We start from the raw sequence: 18313 nt of genomic DNA, 5'->3' as shown, positions 1-18313 counted from the left end.
CCGGCCCCAAAGAAAAACGGGGCCCGAGGCCCCGTGATCTGCCAGAGCATCATGCTCAGGCGGCGGTGGGCGCCGGATCCGGGTTCACCGCCGGGGTGCCGCCACTGCCGCCGCCGCTGCCCGACGGCGGGATGCGCGGCGTCCAGTCCTTGGGCGGGCGCGGCGCGCGGCCGGCCATGATGTCGTCGAGCTGCTCGGTGTCGATGGTTTCCCATTCGAGCAGGGCCTTGGCCATGGCGTGCATCTTGTCGCTGTTCTCCTCGATCAGGCGGCGCGCCAGGGCGTACTGCTCGTCGATGATGCGGCGCACTTCGGCATCGACCTTCTGCATGGTCGACTCGCTCATGTTGGTGGTCTTGGTGACCGAGCGGCCCAGGAACACCTCGCCCTCGTTCTCGGCGTAGACCATCGGGCCCAGCGATTCGGTCATGCCGTAGCGCATCACCATGTCGCGGGCGATCTGCGTCGCGCGCTCGAAGTCATTGCTGGCGCCGGTGGTCATCTGGTGCATGAACACTTCCTCGGCGATGCGGCCGCCGAAGAGCATGCTGATCTGGTTCAGCATGTACTCGCGGTCGTAGCTGTAGCGGTCTTGGGCCGGCAGGCTCATGGTCACGCCGAGCGCGCGGCCGCGCGGGATGATCGTGACCTTGTGGACCGGGTCGCACTTGGGCAGCAGCTTGCCGATGAGCGCGTGGCCGGACTCGTGATAGGCCGTGTTGCGGCGCTCTTCCTCGGGCATCACCATGCTCTTGCGCTCGGGGCCCATGAAGATCTTGTCCTTGGCCTTTTCGAAGTCCTGCATCTCGACCACGCGCGCATTGCGGCGGGCGGCCATCAGCGCGGCTTCGTTGCAGAGGTTGGCCAGGTCGGCGCCCGACATGCCGGGCGTGCCGCGGGCGATGATGCTCGGGTTCACGTCCTGGCCGAGCGGCACCTTGCGCATGTGGACATTGAGGATCTGCTCGCGGCCGCGGATGTCCGGCAGCGTGACATAGACCTGGCGGTCGAAACGACCCGGACGCAGCAAGGCGGCGTCGAGGATGTCCGGGCGGTTGGTCGCGGCGACCACGATCACGCCGAGGTTGGTCTCGAAGCCGTCCATCTCGACCAGCATCTGGTTCAGCGTCTGTTCGCGCTCGTCGTTGCCGCCACCGAGGCCGGCACCGCGCTGGCGGCCGACGGCGTCGATTTCGTCGATGAAGATGATGCAGGGGGCGTTCTTCTTGGCGTTCTCGAACATGTCGCGCACGCGGGCCGCACCCACGCCGACGAACATCTCGACGAAGTCGGAGCCCGAGATCGAGAAGAACGGCACCTTGGCCTCGCCGGCGATGCTCTTGGCCAGCAGGGTCTTGCCGGTGCCCGGAGGGCCGACCAGCAGCAGGCCGCGCGGGATGCGGCCGCCGAGCTTCTGGAAGCGGGCCGGGTCCTTCAGGAAGTCGACCACCTCCTTGACTTCTTCCTTGGCCTCGTCGCAACCCGCGACGTCGGCGAAAGTGACCTGGTTGGTGTTCTCGTCGAGCATGCGGGCCTTGCTCTTGCCGAAGCTGAAGGCGCCGCCCTTGCCGCCGCCCTGCATCTGTCGCATGAAGTAGACCCAGACGCCGATCAGCAGCAGCATCGGGCCCCAGCTGACCAGCAGGGTCATGAGCAGCGAGCCCTCTTCGCGCGGCTTGACGTCGAACTTGACGTTGTTGGCGATCAGGTCGCCGACCAGCCCGCGGTCGAGGTAGGTGGCGGTGGTGCGGATCTTGCGGTCGTCATTGGTGATGGCGACGATCTCGCTGCCTCCCTGGCCTTCCTGGATCGTGGCGCTCTTGATGCGGTTGCCGCGAACTTCCTCGAGGAAGTCGCTGTAGCCGATGTTGCCTGCGCCGGCTGCGCCGCGGGTGTCGAACTGCTTGAACACAGTGAACAACACCATCGCGATGACGAGCCATACGGCAACTTTGGAAAACCACTGATTGTTCAAACGAAACTCCAGTCGGGGGCGCGCAAAAAATTAGGGAACGAAAAAAAGCGCACTGTCTGCGGCAATTGGCGCCCATTTTAGGCTTTTCAACCTGCGAAAACCCGTGAATTCCCTAGAGCAGCCATAGGACACAAGCGGTTTTTGACAGGTATCAATTGGTATCCGGGCGCTTGAGGCCGATGCCGACCATGAAGGTTTCCGAGGATTTGTCCCGCGAAGCCTTGGGTTTCATGGGTTTCACGGTCCGGAAGTTGTCCTTGAACAGCCGGGTCAGCTCGGCGTAGCCGCTGCCGTGGAACAGCTTGGCGACCAGCGCGCCCTCGGGTTTCATGTGCTGGCGGGCGAAGTCGATGGCCAACTCGATCAGGTGGGCGATGCGGGCGGTGTCGGCCGAGGCGATGCCCGACAGGTTGGGCGCCATGTCGGACACCACCACGTCGGCCAGCCGACCGTCCATGGCGGTGGCCAGCCGGGCCAGCACCTCGTCCTCCCGGAAGTCTCCCTGCAGGAAGGTGACGCCCTCGATCGGCTCCATCGGCAGGATGTCGAGCGCGATGATGGTGCCGGCCAGTTCGCCCGACGCCGCGCCTGCCGGCGACATCCGGCGCCTGACGTACTGGCTCCAGGCGCCCGGCGTCGACCCCAGGTCGACCACCAGCTGGCCGGGCTTGATCAGGCCCAGGGTCTCGTCGATCTCCTTCAGCTTGTAGGCGGCGCGGGCCCGGTAGCCCTCCCGGTTGGCCAGTTTCACGTAGGGATCGTTGAGGTGATCGTGCAGCCAAGCCTTGTTCAGCTTCTTCGTTTTCGGTTTGGGATTCATTGACACTCGATAATACGGGGATGCCCGCCATTCAACTTACCCCTGCGCAGCGCAAGGTGCACCGCTCCGAAGCGCACCATCTGGACCCGATCGTCATGGTCGGCGGCGACGGGCTGACCCCCGCCGTCGTGAAGGAAGCCGACGCCGCGCTCAAGGCCCATGGCCTGATCAAGGTGCGCGTCTTCTCCGACGACCGCGCGGCGCGCGAAGCCATGCTCCAGACCCTTTCCGACCAGTTGGACGCCGCGCCGATCCAGCACATCGGCAAGCTGCTGGTGCTCTGGCGGCCGATCCCCGAGAAGGAACGCACGATCGACGAGGACCGGATGCCCGGCCCGCGCGACGTCAAGATCATCAAGTACAGCAAGCGCGCCGGCCAGCGGCCCGAGATCAAGACCCTGCGGGTGCTCGGCAACCAGCGCCTGACGCCCGGCGGCACGATCAAGCGTGCCAAGGCCAAGCGGCCGCTGTCGGCCAAGAAGCGGAACCAGGCAGACTGAGGATGCCGAGCGAGACGGCGGGCCAGCTCCCGCGCCAACGGCACGTCCTGTGCATGAAGTGGGGCACCAAGTACGGGCCCGACTACGTCAATCGCCTCTATGCGATGGTGCGGCGCCACCTCACGGGCGACTTCAGCTTCGTCTGCCTGACCGATGACGCCAAGGGCATCCGCAGCGAGGTGAAGTGCTTTCCGATCCCGCCGCTCGATCTGGAACTGGCGCCGGGCCAGCCCGACCGGGCCTGGAAGAAGCTGACCACCTTCGAGGCCGACCTGCACGGGCTGCGCGGCACCGCCCTGTTCGTCGACCTCGACGTCGTCGTGGTCGGCAGCCTGGACGCCTTCTTCGAGCAGCCGGGCGAGTTCCTGATCATCCACGACTACGAGCGCCCCTGGCGGCGCCGGCGCATCACCGGGAACTCCTCGGTGTACCGCTTCGAACTAGGAGCCCATCCCGACGTGCTGGCGCATTTCCGCCAGAACATGGATGCGGTGCAGGCCGAATACCGCAACGAGCAGGCCTACCTGTCGGACTACATGCACCGCCAGGGCAAGCTCGCCTACTGGCCCGAAGCCTGGTGCCCGAGCTTCAAGTACCACGGCATCCCGACCTGGCCGACCAACTACTGGCGCGAGCCCTTCGTGCCCGAAGGCGCGCGGATCATGGTCTTTCACGGCGAATGCAATCCGCCCGACGCCCTGGCCGGACGGCGCAACCGGCGCTTCCGGTTCATCCGGCCGGCGCGCTGGATCACCAGCTTCTGGAAGGCCTGATCAGGCCGTCCGGCGCCCCATGCGCCAGAGCACGACGCCGGCGCAGAGCCATTGACCCAGGTACATGGCGCTGCCCAGCGAGTGCCAGAGCCTGAGGTTCTCGCGCGCCAGGATGCGCGGGGCGACCGCGTACTGCTGCAGCAGGGCCAGCAGCAAGGCGGTGACCACCCAGCCGGTGATCGTCCGCGCGGCGGCATCCATCCGCTCGCCGGCCTGGGCCCGGAAGTGCACCAGCAGCACCAGCCCGCAGGCCAGCGCCACCCAGGTCTGGGCCGCGAACAGCTGGCCCGCCATGTTGCCGGCCACGGCCGGGCTGCCCAGGCGGGCGAACAGCATCGGCACCACCAGGAAGCCGATGGTCGACAGGCTGCCCCACCAGAAGGCGGCGACCAGCAGGGCGATGCGGTCCTTCATGGGCGCGGGAGGCCGAAGCCGCTCAAAGGTAGCTGACGGCGACGATCTCGTAGCGCTTGACGCCGCCGGGGGCCTGCACCTCGGCGGTGTCGCCCTCTTCCTTGCCGATCAGCGCCCGCGCGATCGGGCTGGAGACGTTGATCAGGCCCAGCTTGAGGTCGGCCTCGTCCTCGCCGACGATCTGGTATCTGACGGCTTCACCGGTCTTTTCTTCCTCGAGTTCGACCGTGGAGCCGAAGACCACCTTGCCACCCGCGTCGAGTTCGCTCGGGTCGATGATCTGCGCCGCCGACAGCTTGCCCTCGATGTCCTGGATGCGGCCCTCGATGAAGCCCTGCCGGTCCTTGGCGACCTCGTACTCGGCGTTTTCGCTCAGGTCGCCCTGTGCACGGGCCTCGGCGATGGCGTTGATGACCCAGGGGCGGTCGACGGTCTTCAGACGCTGGAGTTCTTCGCGCAGTTTCTGTGCGCCCAGCTTGGTGATCGGGATGGTGGCCATTTCGTTGCTCCAGAAAGCGAAACCGCCGAACGCTGCCGTTCGGCGGTCGAAGGGAGAAAAAAGCTCAGACGAGCGTGCGTCCGGTCAGCCGGCTCAGGATCGCGAGCGGGCTGGAATCGGGATTGTATTGCCTTGCGGCAGGCAGATGCAGGGTCTGCTCGAGCATGTACTGGCCCGACATCACGGCATGCGAGGTCTGGTCCGAAAAACAGACCCACACCGACCCGGCCGGGAACGGCACGGTCTGCTGCTCGCACTTCTCCTGGTAATCCAGGTCCGACTTCATGCCGTCGTGCAGTTGCAGCATCAGGTGGTCGTACTCGCTGCGCAGCGACTTGGTCACGCGCAGCGCCCGCAGCATCTTCGCCTGCCAGCGCGAATAAGGCTTGGCGCGCGGCAGGAAGCGCGCGGCCACCGCCTCGAACGGCTCGCCGACCCGCCAGACGCGGGGCGCGCCCTGCGGATTGGCGTTGGTGAAGACGCGCAGGATGCGCTCGCCGTAGTTGGGTCGCGAGGGAAACGAATCGACGTGCAGCCGGCGGTCGTCGGCGCGCCATGACTGCACGCGGGTCTCGACCTGGGCCGGCCGGTAGCTGGTCGGCGCCAGCCGCAGCGCCGGCACGTAGTGCGGCAGCAGGCCGTGGATCAAGGCCTGCGCCTGCGTCCGGAAGCGCCCGACCATGGCCGCCACCGCCTGTTGCCGCGCCTCGTCGCCGGCCACGCCCTTGATCCGGCCGTTGGCGTCCAGGCTGATGTTGCGCACGTCGGGCGACAGCACGGCGGGCGTCAGCAGCACCTGCTCGTCGGGCTGCAACCGGAAGCCGAGCTGCGGAAAGTACAAGACCTTGCCGGCCTCGAGCGCCGCGATCCAGGCCTCGTTCGGCGTGGCCGCGTTCCAGTCGCTCAGCCCGAGCTCGACGAGTTGGTTCTCCATGCAAAAGTCTCCTTCGACCTGATTCTGCGGCCATCCCGCCGGCAAGACCTTGCGCTCGATCAGGCTAGCTGCGCGTGCATTTCCTGGATCGAAATGACGCCGAGTTCGTCCATGTGCTGCATCCCTTCGACCGCCGCTTCGGCGCCGAAGATCGTGGTGAAGGTGGTCACGCGGGCCAGCAGCGCCGAGGTGCGGATCTGGCGCGAGTCGGCGATCGCGTTGCGGCGCTCTTCCACCGTGTTGATGACCAGCGCAATCTCGTTGTTCTTGATCATGTCGACGATGTGCGGGCGGCCCTCGGTCACCTTGTTGACCACCGCGCAGGCGATGCCGGCCGCGCTGATCGCCGCCGCCGTGCCCTTGGTCGCGATCAGCTCGAAGCCCAGCTTGGCGAGGCCGCGCGCGACCTCGACCGCGCGCGCCTTGTCGTTGTTCTTGACCGACACGAACACCTTGCCCGACTTGGGCAGGATCGTGCCGGCGCCGATCTGCGACTTGACGAAGGCTTCGCCGAAGGTCTTGCCGACGCCCATCACCTCGCCGGTGGACTTCATTTCCGGGCCGAGGATGGTGTCGACGCCCGGGAACTTGACGAACGGGAACACGGCTTCCTTGACGCTGAAGTACGGCGGCGTGACTTCCTTCGTCACGCCCTGCGACTTCAGCGACTGGCCGGCCATGCAGCGCGCCGCGACCTTGGCCAGCTGGATGCCGGTCGCCTTGCTCACGTAGGGTACCGTGCGCGAGGCGCGCGGATTGACTTCGAGGACGTAGATCACGTCCTGGCCGTCCTTTTCCTGGATCGCGAACTGGACGTTCATGAGCCCGACCACGTTCAGGGCCTTGGCCATCGCGGCGCTCTGGCGCTTGAGCTCGGCCACGGTCTCGGCCTTCAGGCTGTAGGGCGGCAGCGAACAGGCGGAGTCGCCCGAGTGCACGCCGGCCTGCTCGATGTGTTCCATCACGCCGCCGATCAGGGTCGTGCCCTCGGCATCGCGCAGGCAGTCGACGTCGCATTCGACCGCGTCGTTGAGGAAGCGGTCGAGCAGCACCGGCGAATCGTTGCTGACCTTGACCGCCTCGCGCATGTAGCGCTCGAGGTCGCGCTGCTCGTGGACGATCTCCATCGCCCGGCCGCCGAGCACGTAGCTCGGGCGCACCACCAGCGGATAGCCGAGGGCCGCGGCCTTCTCGAGCGCTTCCGGCTCGGTGCGCGCGGTGGCGTTCGGCGGCTGGCGCAGGCCGAGTTCGTGCAGCAGCTTCTGGAAGCGCTCGCGGTCCTCGGCGGCGTCGATCATGTCGGGGCTGGTGCCGATGATCGGCACGCCGTTGGCTTCCAGGTCGAGCGCGAGCTTGAGCGGGGTCTGGCCGCCGTACTGCACGATCACGCCGGTCGGCTTTTCCTTGTCGACGATCTCCAGCACGTCTTCGAGCGTCAGCGGCTCGAAGTAGAGCCGGTCGCTGGTGTCGTAGTCGGTCGACACGGTCTCGGGGTTGCAGTTGACCATGATGGTCTCGTAGCCGTCCTCGCGCATCGCCAGCGCCGCATGCACGCAGCAGTAGTCGAACTCGATGCCCTGGCCGATGCGGTTCGGGCCGCCGCCGAGCACCATGATCTTCTTGTTGGTCGTGGGCGCGGCCTCGCATTCGTCCTCGTAGGTCGAGTACATGTAGGCGGTGTTGGTCGCGAACTCGGCCGCGCAGGTGTCGACCCGCTTGTAGACCGGGCGCACGTTGAGCGCGCGGCGCTTCTCGCGGACCGCGGTGTCGGTGGTCTTCAGTTGGCGCGCCAGGCGGCGGTCGGAGAAGCCCTTCTTCTTCAGCGCGAGCAGCGTGTCGCGGTCGATGTCGGCCAGCGACTTGGTTTCGAGCTCGAGCTCGATCTTCACGATCTCCTCGATCTGCACCAGGAACCAGGGGTCGATCTTGGTGAGCGCGAACACCTCGTCGACGCTCAGGCCCATCGCGAACGCATCGCCGACGTACCAGATGCGGTCCGGGCCGGGCTCGCCGAGTTCCTTCTCGAGCACTTCGCGGTCCTGGGTCTTCTCGTTCAGGCCGTCGACGCCGACCTCGAGGCCGCGCAGGGCCTTCTGGAAGGACTCCTGGAAAGTGCGGCCCATCGCCATCACCTCGCCGACCGACTTCATCTGGGTCGTCAGGCGCGAATCGGCCTGCGGGAACTTCTCGAACGCGAAGCGCGGGATCTTGGTGACCACGTAGTCGATGCTGGGCTCGAAGCTGGCCGGCGTGGCGCCGCCCGTGATCTCGTTGCGCAGCTCGTCGAGCGTGTAGCCGACGGCCAGCTTGGCCGCCACCTTGGCGATCGGGAAGCCGGTGGCCTTGGAAGCCAGCGCGGACGAGCGCGAGACGCGCGGGTTCATCTCGATCACGACCATCCGGCCGTCCTTCGGGTTGATCGAGAACTGCACGTTCGAGCCGCCGGTGTCGACGCCGATCTCGCGCAGCACCGCAAGCGACGCGTTGCGGAGAATCTGGTATTCCTTGTCGGACAGGGTCTGGGCCGGCGCCACCGTGATCGAGTCGCCGGTGTGCACGCCCATCGGGTCGAGGTTCTCGATCGAGCAGACGATGATGCAGTTGTCGGCCTTGTCGCGCACGACCTCCATCTCGTACTCTTTCCAGCCGAGCAGCGATTCCTCGATCAGCAGCTCGTTGGTCGGAGACGCCTCCAGGCCGCGCTTGCAGATTATCTCGAACTCTTCGGGGTTGTAGGCAATGCCGCCACCGGTGCCGCCGAGCGTGAAGCTGGGGCGGATCACGGTCGGGAAGCCGACGCTCTTCTGCACGCCCCAAGCCTCGTCCATCGAGTGCGCGATGCCCGAACGGGCCGAACCGAGACCGATCTTGGTCATCGCGTCCTTGAACTTCAGCCGGTCCTCGGCCTTGTCGATGGCCTCGGGCGTGGCGCCGACCAGCTCGACCTTGTACTTGTCGAGCACGCCGTTGCGCCACAGGTCGAGCGCGCAGTTGAGCGCGGTCTGGCCGCCCATGGTCGGCAGGATCGCGTCCGGACGCTCCTTGGCGATGATCTTCTCGACCGTCTGCCAGCTGATGGGCTCGATGTAGATGACGTCGGCCGTGGCCGGGTCGGTCATGATCGTCGCCGGGTTGCTGTTGATCAGGATGACCTTGTAGCCCTCCTCGCGCAGCGCCTTGCAGGCCTGCACGCCGGAGTAGTCGAATTCGCAGGCCTGGCCGATGATGATCGGGCCGGCGCCGATGATGAGGATGCTCTTCAGGTCTGTGCGCTTAGGCATTCTTCTGTCCTTCTTTGTGACTTTGCATGAGTGCCGTGAAGCGGTCGAACAGGTAGCCGATGTCATGCGGGCCGGGCGAGGCCTCGGGGTGGCCCTGGAAGCAGAAGGCCGGGCGGTCGGTGCGCGCCAGGCCCTGCAGCGTGTTGTCGAACAGGCTGACGTGGGTCGGACGCAGGTTGGCCGGCAGGCTCTTCTCGTCGACCGCGAAGCCGTGGTTCTGGCTGGTGATGCTCACGCGGCCGTTGTCCAGGTCCTTCACGGGATGGTTGGCGCCGTGGTGGCCGAACTTCATCTTGAAGGTCTTGGCGCCCGAGGCCAGCGCCATGATCTGGTGGCCCAGGCAGATGCCGAAGGTCGGGATGCCGGTCTCGATCAATTCCTTGACCGCCGAGACCGCGTAGTCGCAGGGCTCCGGGTCGCCCGGGCCGTTGGCCAGGAAGATGCCGTCCGGACGCAGCTTGAGCACGTCGGCCGCGGGCGTCTGGGCCGGCACCACGGTGATGCGGGCGCCGCGCTGGGCGATCATGCGCAAGATGTTCTTCTTGACGCCGTAGTCGAAGGCCACGACGTGGAACTTGGGCGTGATCTGCACGCCGTAGCCCGAGCCGAGCTTCCACTCGGTCTGGGTCCACTCGTAGGTTTCCTTGACCGAGACGACCTTGGCGAGGTCGAGCCCGGCCATGCTGGGCGCGCCCTTGGCGGCGGCCACGGCCTTGTCGATCAGGGCCTGCGTGACCTGCTCGCCTTCGGCGAGACCCAGGATGCAGCCGTTCTGGGCCCCGTTCGTGCGCAGGTGGCGGGTCAGCTTGCGGGTGTCGATGTCGGCGATGGCGACCGTCTTGCCGCGCACCAGATACTGGTTCAACGTCTCGCTCTTGCGGAAGTTGGAAGCGACCAGCGGCAGGTCCTTGATGATCAGGCCCGCGGCATGGATCTTGTCGGACTCGATGTCTTCCTCGTTGACGCCGTAGTTGCCGATGTGCGGATACGTGAGGGTCACGATCTGCTGGCAATAGCTCGGGTCGGTCAGGATTTCCTGGTAACCGGTCATGGCGGTGTTGAACACCACTTCGCCGGTCGTGGCGCCGGTGGCGCCGATCGAGTTGCCGAGAAAGACCGTGCCGTCTGCAAGCGCCAGGATGGCGGGCGGGAATTTTCCCTTGAGAGACAAAAGCACTGGGATCTCCGGATGGATGACGCCCAAAGCGAACCCAAGAAAGACTTTGGGCTGCGACCTTCGTCGAGGAGTTGGCTTGCGTGCGCTGTGGGCGGGGTGTGAGCGGGAAAGCCCTTGATTATAGCCGGCCCGAGGCCTCGGAATCCGCCCCCGCAGCACTTGCATACAAGCAGATCGCCGCCGCCGCCGCGACGTTGAGCGACTCCTCGCCGCCCGGCTGGGCAATGCGGACATGGCGCGCCGCCCTGGCTTCGAGGGCGGCCGAAACGCCCTGCCCTTCATGCCCCATCAGCCAGGCGCAGGGAAACGGCAGTTCGGCCCGATGCAGCCAATCGCCGCGATGCGAACTGGTGGCGATCAGGGGCACCTCGAGCGCATCGAGCGCCTCGATCTCGACCCCTTCGATCAGCCGCAGGCCGAAGTGGGCCCCCATCCCGGCGCGCAGCACCTTGGGCGCCCACAGCGCCGCCGTGCCCTTGAGCGCGACCACCTGCGCAAAGCCGAAGGCGGCCGCGCTGCGCAGGATCGAGCCCACGTTGCCGGCATCCTGCAGCCGGTCCAGCACGACGGTGGGCGACGCCGCTTCGACCGCGGGCCGGGCCGGCAGGTCGAGCACGAAACCCATCGGCGCCGGCGATTCGAGCCCGCTCACGCCCGCCAGCAGGGCATCGGCCAGCACCACCGTCTTCGGCGCGGCGCCGGCCCATTCGTGGCGCGCCGCGGGCCAGAGCGATTCGGCGAACACGGCCACCGCCGGCCGCACGCCGCGCTCGCGGGCCGCCCGGCACAGGTGGTCGCCTTCGAGCCAGATCCGGCCGGCCTTGCGGTAGGCGCCCGGGTCGTGCGCCAGCTTGCGCAATTCCTTGAGCAGCGGGTTGTCCTTGGACGTGACGTGGCTGACCTCGTCGACGCTCATCGAAGCGCTCCCTCGACACCGGCCATGGCCTCGGCCGGCGCGGACCCGCGCGCCAGCGCCGCGGCGACCGGGCTGAACGACTTGCGGTGGTGGACGCAGGCGCCGTGGCGCAGCAGCGCGTCGAGGTGCTCGGGCGTTCCGTAGCCCTTGTGGCCGGCAAAGCCGTAGTGCGGAAACTCCACGTGCAGCTCTTCGCACAGCCGGTCGCGGTGCACCTTGGCCAGGATCGAGGCGGCCGAGATCGCCTTGACCCGGGCGTCGCCCTTGACGATCGCTTCGGCCAGCACGTTGAGCGTCGGCAGCCGGTTGCCGTCGACCAGCACCTTGACCGGCTTCAGCCGCAGCCCCTCGACCGCGCGCCGCATCGCCAGCATCGTGGCCTGCAGGATGTTGTGGGTGTCGATCTCCTCGACGCTGGCCTGGGCCACCGAGCAGCACAGCGCCTTGGCCAGGATCTGGTCGTGCAGGCGCTCGCGCTGGCGGGCGGTCAGCGTCTTGGAATCGGCCAGGCCGCGGATCGGCCGCAGGTCGTCGAGGATGACGGCCGCGGCCACCACCGGCCCGGCCAGCGGCCCGCGGCCGGCCTCGTCGACCCCGGCCATGAGCCCGGGACCGTCCCAGACCAGCGTCGCCTGTTCAGCCTGCAAGAACTTTCTGGATCGCATCGGCGCACAGTGTGGGCGTATCGCGCAGCAATTCGGCATGCATGGCGCAAAAACGTTGTTGCAAGGCGTGAACCTTGTCCGGTGAAGCCAGCCAGGCCAGCATCGCATCGGCCAGCGCCTGCGGCGTGGCGGCGTCCTGCAGGATTTCGGGCACCACGAATTCGCCGCTGAGGATGTTGGGCAGGCCGACCCACGGCTGCAGCTGCTTGCGCTGCATCACCAGCCGCCAGGTCAGGGAGTTCACGCGGTAGGAGATCACCATGGGACGCTTGAAGAGCGCCGCCTCCAGGGTCGCCGTGCCGCTGGCGATCAGCGTGAGGTCGCAGGCCGCCAGCGCGGCATGGGACTGGCGGTCGAGCAGGGTCACGCGGCCGGCCAGCTCGCTCGCCGCCAGCGCCTGCTCCATCTCCGGGCGAAGGTTCGGCAGCACCGGGCAGATGAAGCGCAGCCCGGGCCGGGCCTTCAGCATGAGGGCGGCGGCCGCGAAGAACAGGGGCGCCAGCTGGCGCACTTCCGAGCGCCGGCTGCCCGGCAGGATGGCGACCACCTCGGCGTCCGGGTCCAGCCCGAGCGCCGCGCGCGCGGCCGCGCGGTCCGGCGTCATCGGGATCACCTTGGCCAGCGGATGGCCCACGTAGGTCGCGGCAATGCCGTGCTGCTCGAGCAAGGCCGGCTCGAACGGGAAGATGCACAGCACGTGGTCGGCGGCCGCGCGCAGCTTGACGACCCGCTCCGGCCGCCAGGCCCAGATCGAGGGGCAGACGAAATGCGCGGTCTTGATGCCGCGCTCGCGCAGGCCGGCTTCCAGGTCGAGGTTGAAATCGGGCGCGTCGACCCCGATGAAGATCTCAGGCCGCTCGCGCAGCAGCCGGGCCCGCAGCTGGCGCCGGATGCCGGCGATCTCGGGATAGTGCCGCAGCACCTCCACGTAGCCGCTGACGGCGAGCTTCTCCTGCGGCCACCAGGTCTCGAAGCCGCGCGAGAGCATTTGGGGTCCCCCGATGCCGACGGCCTTCATGGTGGGCCAGCGCGCCTGCAGCCCGTCGAGCATCAGGCCCGCCAGCAGGTCGCCCGAAGCCTCGCCGGCGACCAGCGAAAACTGCCGCTGCGTGTCAGGCATGCGACGACTCAGCGCGCGATGCCGCGCGTGGCGCCGGCGAGGAATTCACTCATCATCGCCACGTCGGGTGCCGATTCGGGCACTTCGGCGGCGAGGGCCTCGATCGCGGTGCGCGCCTCGTCCAGCGTCTTGCCCTGGCGGTACAGGAGCCGGTGCATCTGCTTGACCGCCGCGATCCGGGCGGGCGAGAACTCCCGGCGCCGCAAGCCGACCACGTTGAACCCGCGGACGGCCAGCGGATTGCCGTCCACCAGCATGAAGGGCGGTACGTCCTGCGTGACCGCGCTGGCAAAACCCAGCATCGCGTGGGCACCGATCGACACGAACTGGTGGATGCCGGTCAGCCCGCCCACCGTCACCCAGTCGGCCAGGTGCACGTGGCCGGCCAGCGTCGTGTTGTTGGCGAGCGTGGTGTGGTCGTCGACGCGGCAGTCGTGCGCGATGTGCGTGTACGCCATGATCCAGTTGTCGTTGCCCACCCGCGTGACGCCGCCTGCCCCCGGCACGCCGATGTTGAAGGTGCAGAACTCGCGGATCACGTTGCGATCGCCGATGACCAGTTGCGTGGGCTCGCCGGCGTATTTCTTGTCTTGCGGTACCGCCCCCAACGAAGCGAACTGGAAGATCCGGTTGTCGCGGCCGATGGTGGTCCTGCCCTCGATCACGCAGTGCGCGCCGATCGTGGTGCCGGCGCCGACCCGCACGTGCGGGCCGATCACGGCGTAGGGACCGACACCGACCGTCGGGTCGAGTTCGGCCTGAGGGTCGACGATCGCCGTCGAATGAATCAGGGTCATGCCGGCAGGTTCAGCTGATCTGGCGCATCGCGCACATCAATGTCGCTTCGCAGGCCAGTTCGGGGCCGACCAGCGCGCGGCCCTTGAACTTGGAGATGCCGGCCTTCATGCGCTCGATCTCGACCTCCAGCGTGAGCTGGTCGCCGGGCTCGACCGGCCGCTTGAAGCGGGCGCCATCGATGGCGGCGAAGTAGTAGACCGTGTTGTCGTCGGGCACGATGTCGAGCGAATGGAAGGACAGCAGCGCCGCCGCCTGCGCCATGGCTTCGAGCATCAGCACGCCCGGCATCACCGGGCGATGCGGAAAGTGGCCGTTGAAGAAGGGCTCGTTCATGGTCACGTTCTTGAGTGCCGTGATGCGCTTGCCCTTTTCCATCTCGAGCACGCGGTCCACCAGGAGGAACGGGTATCGGTGGGGCAGCAGCTTGAGGATTTGATGGATATCGAGCGTCGTCATGATTTCTTGTCCTGCATCGTCATTTTTTCCAGCGCCTTGAGGCGCTCCCGCAGACTGTGCAGTTGCTTGAGCGTGGCAGCGTTTTTCTCCCAGGCCGCATTGTCGTCGATGGGAAACACGCCGGTGTAGTGACCGGGCTTGTGGATGGAGCGCGTCACCAGCGAGTTCGACGAGATGTTCACGTGGTCGGCAATGGTCAGGTGCCCGAGCACGCCGGCCCGGCCGCCCAACGTGCAGTGGGCGCCGATGGTGGCGCTGCCCGCCACCGCGGCGCAGCCGGCCATGGCGGTGTGCCTGCCGATGCGCACGTTGTGGCCGATCTGGATCAGGTTGTCGAGCTTGACGCCGTCCTCGATCACCGTGTCTCCGAGGGCGCCGCGATCGATGCAGGTGTTGGCGCCGATCTCGACGTCGTCGCCGATGCGCACCGCACCCAGCTGCTCGATCTTGACCCAGGCCCCTTCGTGCGGCGCGAGCCCGAAGCCGTCGGCGCCGATCACCACGCCCGGATGCAGCAGGCAGCGGGCGCCGATGACGCAGTCCTCGCTCACGGTGACGCCGGACTTGAGCACCGTGTCGGCCCCGATGCGGGCCCCGCGCTCGACCACGCACAGCGCGCCGATGCGGGCGCTGGGATCGATGACGGCTTCGGGATCGATCACCGCGCTGGGGTGGATGCGCTGCGCTTCGGGCCGGGCATGGGCCTTCTTCCAGAGCTGGGTCAGGCGGGCGAAATAGAGATAGGGATCGGGCGTCTCGATGAAGGCGCCGCGCGCGGCGGCGGCCTCGCGCATCGCCGGCGCCACGATCACGCAGGCGGCCCGGGAGGCGGCGAGCTCCTTCTGGTACTTGGGATGGCTCAGGAAGGCGATCGCATCGCCCTCGGCCGCCGCCAGCGGCGCCAGGCGCTCGATCGACAGCCCGGGATCGCCCTGGAGCTCGCCTCCGAGGGCCTCAACGATTGCGCCTAGCCGCAGTGCCACGCCGTTGTCGCGGCGCTACTTGCCGCCGGCCGGGGTCGCCGACCCGTTGGCCGACGGGGTGGTGGGCGTGTTGGTCGAGGCGTTGAGCGCCTTGATCACCTTTTCGGTGATGTCGTGCTTGGGGTTGATGTAGATCGCCTCCTGGAGGATGGCGTCGTACTTCTCGGCCTCGGCCACCTGCTTGACCACGCGGTTGGCGCGCTCGTAGACCTGTTGCAGCTCTTCGTTCTTGCGCGCGTTCAGATCTTCCTGGAATTCGCGACGGCGACGCTGGAAGTCGCGGTCCTGGTCGACCAGCTGCCGCTGGCGGGTCACGCGCTGGGTCTCGGAGAGCGTCGAAGCCTCGCGTTCGAACTGCTCGGAAGCCGCCTTCAATGCCGCGCCCTGCGCCGTCAGATCCTTTTCGCGCTTGAGGAACTCGGCCTCCAGCTTGGCCTGGGCGGCTTTCGCCGGCTGCGCCTCGCGCAGCACCCGGTCCGGATTGACGAATCCGATGCGGAAGGTGTCCTGCGCATGGGCGGCCGGCAGCCCCGCCGCCATGAAGACAGGAACAAGCAGCGCACCGGCGGCACGAAGCAATGGAGTCATTAGAAAGTCGTTCCGATCTGGAATTGCAGGCGTTGAATTCTATCCTCCGGGATCAGCTGGCCGACATCCCCCTTCTCGTAGACGACCGGGATGGCATAGGCCAGCCGCAGTGGCCCGAGCGGCGAAATCCAGCTGATGCCCAGGCCCACCGACGCGCGGATCTTCTTGATCGAATCCCATTGGGCGTCGGTCGACCAGGCGGTGCGGTCGCCGAACACGTTGCCGGCATCCAGGAAGCCGTACAGACGCAGGGTGCGGTCGTTGCCGGCGCCGGGGAACGGTGTGCTCAATTCGGCATTGAAGATCGCCTTCTTGGTCCCGCCCAGCGCCGCGCCTTCGGTCTGGCCGAACAGCGGAATGTCGCGCGGACCGAGCGAGTTCTGCTCGAAGCCGCGCACCGAACCCAGGCCGCCGGCGTAGAAGTTCTTGAAGATCGGGTACACCTGGCCGCTGAAGGCGCCGGCGTAGCCGACGTCGCCGTTGATCGCGAAGGTGTACTGCTTGTTGATCGGGAAGAACTGCTGGTACTTGTAGTTGGCCTTGTAGTACTTCATTTCCGAACCGGCGCCGACCTCGAGGTTGGCGCTCTGCAGCACGCCGCTGGTCGGGACCAGTGCGCTGTCGCGGTCGTCGCGGGCCCAGCCGATGGTCAGCGGAATGCCCGAGACCGAGGGGTTGCCGCAATAGAGGAGGCCCAACTGGCCGTTCGACGTCACGCAGCCGAAGTACTGCTGGTACGAATAGGGAACGTAGCCGGCGAACGAGGTGCCCGGATCGAAGCGGTAGCGCTCCAGGCCGGCGCCGAAGAACACCGTGTCGCGTTCGCTGAACGGCACGCCGAAGCGGATGGTCGCGCCCTCGGTGGTCAGCTTGTAGTTGCCGTCGATGCTGCTGTAGTAGGGCTGGGTGGTCGTGGTGTAGAGGCTGAAGCTGCGCGAGATCCCTTCCTTGGTGAAGTAGGGATCGGTCGTCACCAGGGACAGCGTGCGGTTGTACTTGCTGGTGTTGACCTGCACACCAAGATAGTTGCCCGAGCCGAACACGTTTTCCTGCGAGATGCCGAAGGTCAGGCTGACCTTGTCGGCGCTCGAGAAACCGGCGCCCAACTGCAGCGAGCCGGTCGGCTTCTCGGTCACGTTGACCGTCAGGTCGACCTGGTCGGGCACGCCCGGAACTTCCTGCGTGTCGACCGTGACCTCGGTGAAGAAGCCGAGCCGGTCGACCCGGTCGCGCGACAGCTTGATCTTGTCGCCGTCGTACCAGGAGGCCTCGTATTGGCGGAACTCGCGCCGGATCACTTCGTCGCGGGTGCGGTTGTTGCCGCCCACGGCGACGCGGCGCACGTAGACCCGGCGCTCGGGCTCGGCCTTGAGCGTCAGTGCCACCCGATTGGTCGTGCGGTCGATTTCGGGCGTGGCCTGCACGCGGGCGAAGGCATAGCCGAAGGAGCCGAAGTAGTCGGAGAAGGCCTTCGTGGTCTGGGTGACCTGCTCGGCGTTGTACGGCTCGCCCGGCTTGATGGTGACCAGGGTCTTGAACTCCTCGTCGCGGCCGAGGTAGTTGCCGTCGAGCTTCACGCCGGACACCACGAACTTCTCGCCCTCGCTGATATTGACCGTGACCGAGAGGTCCTGCCGGTCGGGCGAGATCGCCACCTGCGTGGAGTCGATGCGGAACTCGAGGTAGCCGCGCGACAGGTAGTAAGAGCGCAGGGTCTCCAGGTCGGCATTGAGCTTCGCGCGCGAATACTGGTTCGACTTGGTGTACCAGCTGAGCCAGCCGCCGCTATCCTGGTCGAACAGGCTCAGCAGGGTCGATTCGCTGAAATCCTTGTTGCCGGCGATGTGCACTTCGCGGATCCGCGCGGGCTCGCCCTCGGTCACGGTGAAGGTCAGGTTGACGCGGTTGCGCTCGATCGGCGTGACCGTGGTCACGACCTGGGCGTTGTAGAGGCTGCGGCTCACGTACTGGCGCTTGAGCTCCTGCTCGGCCCGGTCGGCCAGCGCCTTGTCGTAGGGCCGGCCGTCGGCCAGGCCGACTTCGCGCAGCGCCTTTTGCAGGTTCGCCTTCTCGAATTCCTTGGTGCCGACGAAGTCGACGTCGGCGATGGTCGGCCGCTCCTCGACGATCACCACCAGCACGTTGCCGTTGACGTCGATGCGCACGTCCTTGAACAGGCCGAGGTCGAACAGCGCCCGGATGGCGGCCGAGCCGCGGTCGTCGTTGTAGATGTCCCCCACGCGCAAGGGCATCGAGGCGAAGATCGTTCCCGGCTCGACGCGCTGCAGGCCTTCGACACGAATGTCGCGCACGGTGAAAGGCTCGACGGCCCAGGCTGCCGTGGCCGCCAGGGCGCTGGCCACCACCGCGGCAACGCTGCGCAGGCGAAAGCGACTGATTGTTGTGTTCATCTG

The 18313-nt window shown here is 67.0% G+C and carries 17 protein-coding genes; 2 read left to right on the top strand and 15 right to left on the bottom strand.

The features are described 5' to 3' along the window. Positions 1–55 precede the first annotated feature (55 nt). Positions 56–1975, bottom strand: coding sequence for an ATP-dependent zinc metalloprotease FtsH (gene ftsH / locus QTI33_RS03240; RefSeq protein ID WP_286504311.1), 1920 nt, complete (start codon positions 1973–1975; stop codon positions 56–58). A gap of 151 nt (positions 1976–2126) precedes the next feature. After that, complete coding sequence (locus QTI33_RS03235) at positions 2127–2795, bottom strand: RlmE family RNA methyltransferase (RefSeq protein WP_286504310.1); 669 nt, start codon at positions 2793–2795, stop codon at positions 2127–2129. A 20-nt stretch (positions 2796–2815) separates the two neighbouring features. On the opposite strand from QTI33_RS03235, the gene QTI33_RS03230 reads away from it, so the two are divergent. Both QTI33_RS03230 and QTI33_RS03225 read left to right on the top strand, forming a co-directional pair. Next, positions 2816–3295: a YhbY family RNA-binding protein gene (locus tag QTI33_RS03230; RefSeq protein WP_286504309.1), complete on the top strand. Its 480-nt coding sequence runs from the start codon at positions 2816–2818 to the stop codon at positions 3293–3295. A 2-nt stretch (positions 3296–3297) separates the two neighbouring features. Then, positions 3298–4068, top strand: coding sequence for a glycosyltransferase (locus tag QTI33_RS03225; RefSeq protein WP_286504308.1), 771 nt, complete (start codon positions 3298–3300; stop codon positions 4066–4068). Here the strand turns inward: QTI33_RS03225 and QTI33_RS03220 are convergent, their stop codons facing one another. The 13 genes from QTI33_RS03220 to bamA all read right to left on the bottom strand — a co-directional run bounded on the left by QTI33_RS03220 (position 4069) and on the right by bamA (position 18310). After that, positions 4069–4482 carry a DUF4149 domain-containing protein gene (locus tag QTI33_RS03220; RefSeq protein ID WP_286504307.1) on the bottom strand — a complete coding sequence of 138 codons (414 nt, stop codon included), beginning with the start codon at positions 4480–4482 and terminating at the stop codon, positions 4069–4071. A 22-nt stretch (positions 4483–4504) separates the two neighbouring features. Then, positions 4505–4981: a transcription elongation factor GreA gene (greA, locus tag QTI33_RS03215; RefSeq protein ID WP_286504306.1), complete on the bottom strand. Its 477-nt coding sequence runs from the start codon at positions 4979–4981 to the stop codon at positions 4505–4507. Positions 4982–5045: 64 nt separating this feature from the next. Next, positions 5046–5915, bottom strand: a complete 870-nt coding sequence (kdoO, locus tag QTI33_RS03210; protein ID WP_286504305.1) for a Kdo hydroxylase KdoO — start codon at positions 5913–5915, stop codon at positions 5046–5048. Between the two features lie 59 nt (positions 5916–5974). Further along, positions 5975–9196 carry a carbamoyl-phosphate synthase large subunit gene (carB, locus tag QTI33_RS03205; RefSeq protein ID WP_286504304.1) on the bottom strand — a complete coding sequence of 1074 codons (3222 nt, stop codon included), beginning with the start codon at positions 9194–9196 and terminating at the stop codon, positions 5975–5977. Beyond that, entirely contained in the window at positions 9189–10373 is a 1185-nt protein-coding gene (carA, locus tag QTI33_RS03200; RefSeq protein WP_286504303.1) for a glutamine-hydrolyzing carbamoyl-phosphate synthase small subunit, read from the bottom strand. Before carA ends, carB begins: the two co-directional genes overlap by 8 nt. 118 nt (positions 10374–10491) lie before the next feature. Then, positions 10492–11289: a TrmH family RNA methyltransferase gene (locus tag QTI33_RS03195; RefSeq protein WP_286504302.1), complete on the bottom strand. Its 798-nt coding sequence runs from the start codon at positions 11287–11289 to the stop codon at positions 10492–10494. Beyond that, positions 11286–11954, bottom strand: a complete 669-nt coding sequence (gene rnhB, locus QTI33_RS03190; protein WP_286504301.1) for a ribonuclease HII — start codon at positions 11952–11954, stop codon at positions 11286–11288. Before rnhB ends, QTI33_RS03195 begins: the two co-directional genes overlap by 4 nt. Beyond that, a complete protein-coding gene (gene lpxB, locus QTI33_RS03185) occupies positions 11926–13074 on the bottom strand; it encodes a lipid-A-disaccharide synthase (RefSeq protein ID WP_286504300.1) in 1149 nt (382 codons plus the stop codon). The genes rnhB and lpxB overlap by 29 nt, the downstream gene beginning before the upstream one ends. A gap of 8 nt (positions 13075–13082) precedes the next feature. Further along, positions 13083–13871 (bottom strand): acyl-ACP--UDP-N-acetylglucosamine O-acyltransferase, encoded by a 789-nt coding sequence (lpxA, locus tag QTI33_RS03180; protein WP_286504298.1) that lies wholly within the window; start codon positions 13869–13871, stop codon positions 13083–13085. Between the two features lie 10 nt (positions 13872–13881). Further along, positions 13882–14328, bottom strand: coding sequence for a 3-hydroxyacyl-ACP dehydratase FabZ (gene fabZ, locus QTI33_RS03175; protein ID WP_286504297.1), 447 nt, complete (start codon positions 14326–14328; stop codon positions 13882–13884). Continuing rightward, a complete protein-coding gene (gene lpxD, locus QTI33_RS03170) occupies positions 14325–15311 on the bottom strand; it encodes a UDP-3-O-(3-hydroxymyristoyl)glucosamine N-acyltransferase (protein ID WP_286504295.1) in 987 nt (328 codons plus the stop codon). The genes fabZ and lpxD overlap by 4 nt, the downstream gene beginning before the upstream one ends. Positions 15312–15326: 15 nt before the next feature. Further along, positions 15327–15899, bottom strand: coding sequence for an OmpH/Skp family outer membrane protein (locus QTI33_RS03165; RefSeq protein WP_286504294.1), 573 nt, complete (start codon positions 15897–15899; stop codon positions 15327–15329). Continuing rightward, positions 15899–18310 carry an outer membrane protein assembly factor BamA gene (gene bamA, locus QTI33_RS03160; RefSeq protein WP_286504293.1) on the bottom strand — a complete coding sequence of 804 codons (2412 nt, stop codon included), beginning with the start codon at positions 18308–18310 and terminating at the stop codon, positions 15899–15901. The genes QTI33_RS03165 and bamA overlap by 1 nt, the downstream gene beginning before the upstream one ends. Between the last annotated feature and the right edge of the window lie 3 nt (positions 18311–18313).

Origin of the sequence: Variovorax davisae, from assembly GCF_030316845.1 — a bacterium.
Lineage (GTDB): Bacteria > Pseudomonadota > Gammaproteobacteria > Burkholderiales > Burkholderiaceae_C > Variovorax > Variovorax davisae.
Note: the sequence above shows the minus strand (reverse complement) of the source record. Positions and strands in the feature narration are given on the sequence as shown.

Bases quoted from the DNA above. Each gene is read 5' to 3' on its own strand.
- carB (WP_286504304.1), bottom strand. From the start codon at position 9,196: ATGCCTAAGCGCACAGACCTGAAGAGCATCCTCATCATCGGCGCCGGC.
- lpxB (WP_286504300.1), bottom strand. From the start codon at position 13,074: ATGCCTGACACGCAGCGGCAGTTTTCGCTGGTCGCCGGCGAGGCTTCG.
- greA (WP_286504306.1), bottom strand. From the start codon at position 4,981: ATGGCCACCATCCCGATCACCAAGCTGGGCGCACAGAAACTGCGCGAA.
- kdoO (WP_286504305.1), bottom strand. From the start codon at position 5,915: ATGGAGAACCAACTCGTCGAGCTCGGGCTGAGCGACTGGAACGCGGCC.
- lpxA (WP_286504298.1), bottom strand. From the start codon at position 13,871: ATGACCCTGATTCATTCGACGGCGATCGTCGACCCTCAGGCCGAACTC.
- rnhB (WP_286504301.1), bottom strand. From the start codon at position 11,954: ATGCGATCCAGAAAGTTCTTGCAGGCTGAACAGGCGACGCTGGTCTGG.
- QTI33_RS03235 (WP_286504310.1), bottom strand. From the start codon at position 2,795: ATGAATCCCAAACCGAAAACGAAGAAGCTGAACAAGGCTTGGCTGCAC.
- QTI33_RS03165 (WP_286504294.1), bottom strand. From the start codon at position 15,899: ATGACTCCATTGCTTCGTGCCGCCGGTGCGCTGCTTGTTCCTGTCTTC.
- QTI33_RS03225 (WP_286504308.1), top strand. From the start codon at position 3,298: ATGCCGAGCGAGACGGCGGGCCAGCTCCCGCGCCAACGGCACGTCCTG.
- bamA (WP_286504293.1), bottom strand. From the start codon at position 18,310: ATGAACACAACAATCAGTCGCTTTCGCCTGCGCAGCGTTGCCGCGGTG.
- QTI33_RS03230 (WP_286504309.1), top strand. From the start codon at position 2,816: ATGCCCGCCATTCAACTTACCCCTGCGCAGCGCAAGGTGCACCGCTCC.
- QTI33_RS03195 (WP_286504302.1), bottom strand. From the start codon at position 11,289: ATGAGCGTCGACGAGGTCAGCCACGTCACGTCCAAGGACAACCCGCTG.
- fabZ (WP_286504297.1), bottom strand. From the start codon at position 14,328: ATGACGACGCTCGATATCCATCAAATCCTCAAGCTGCTGCCCCACCGA.
- QTI33_RS03220 (WP_286504307.1), bottom strand. From the start codon at position 4,482: ATGAAGGACCGCATCGCCCTGCTGGTCGCCGCCTTCTGGTGGGGCAGC.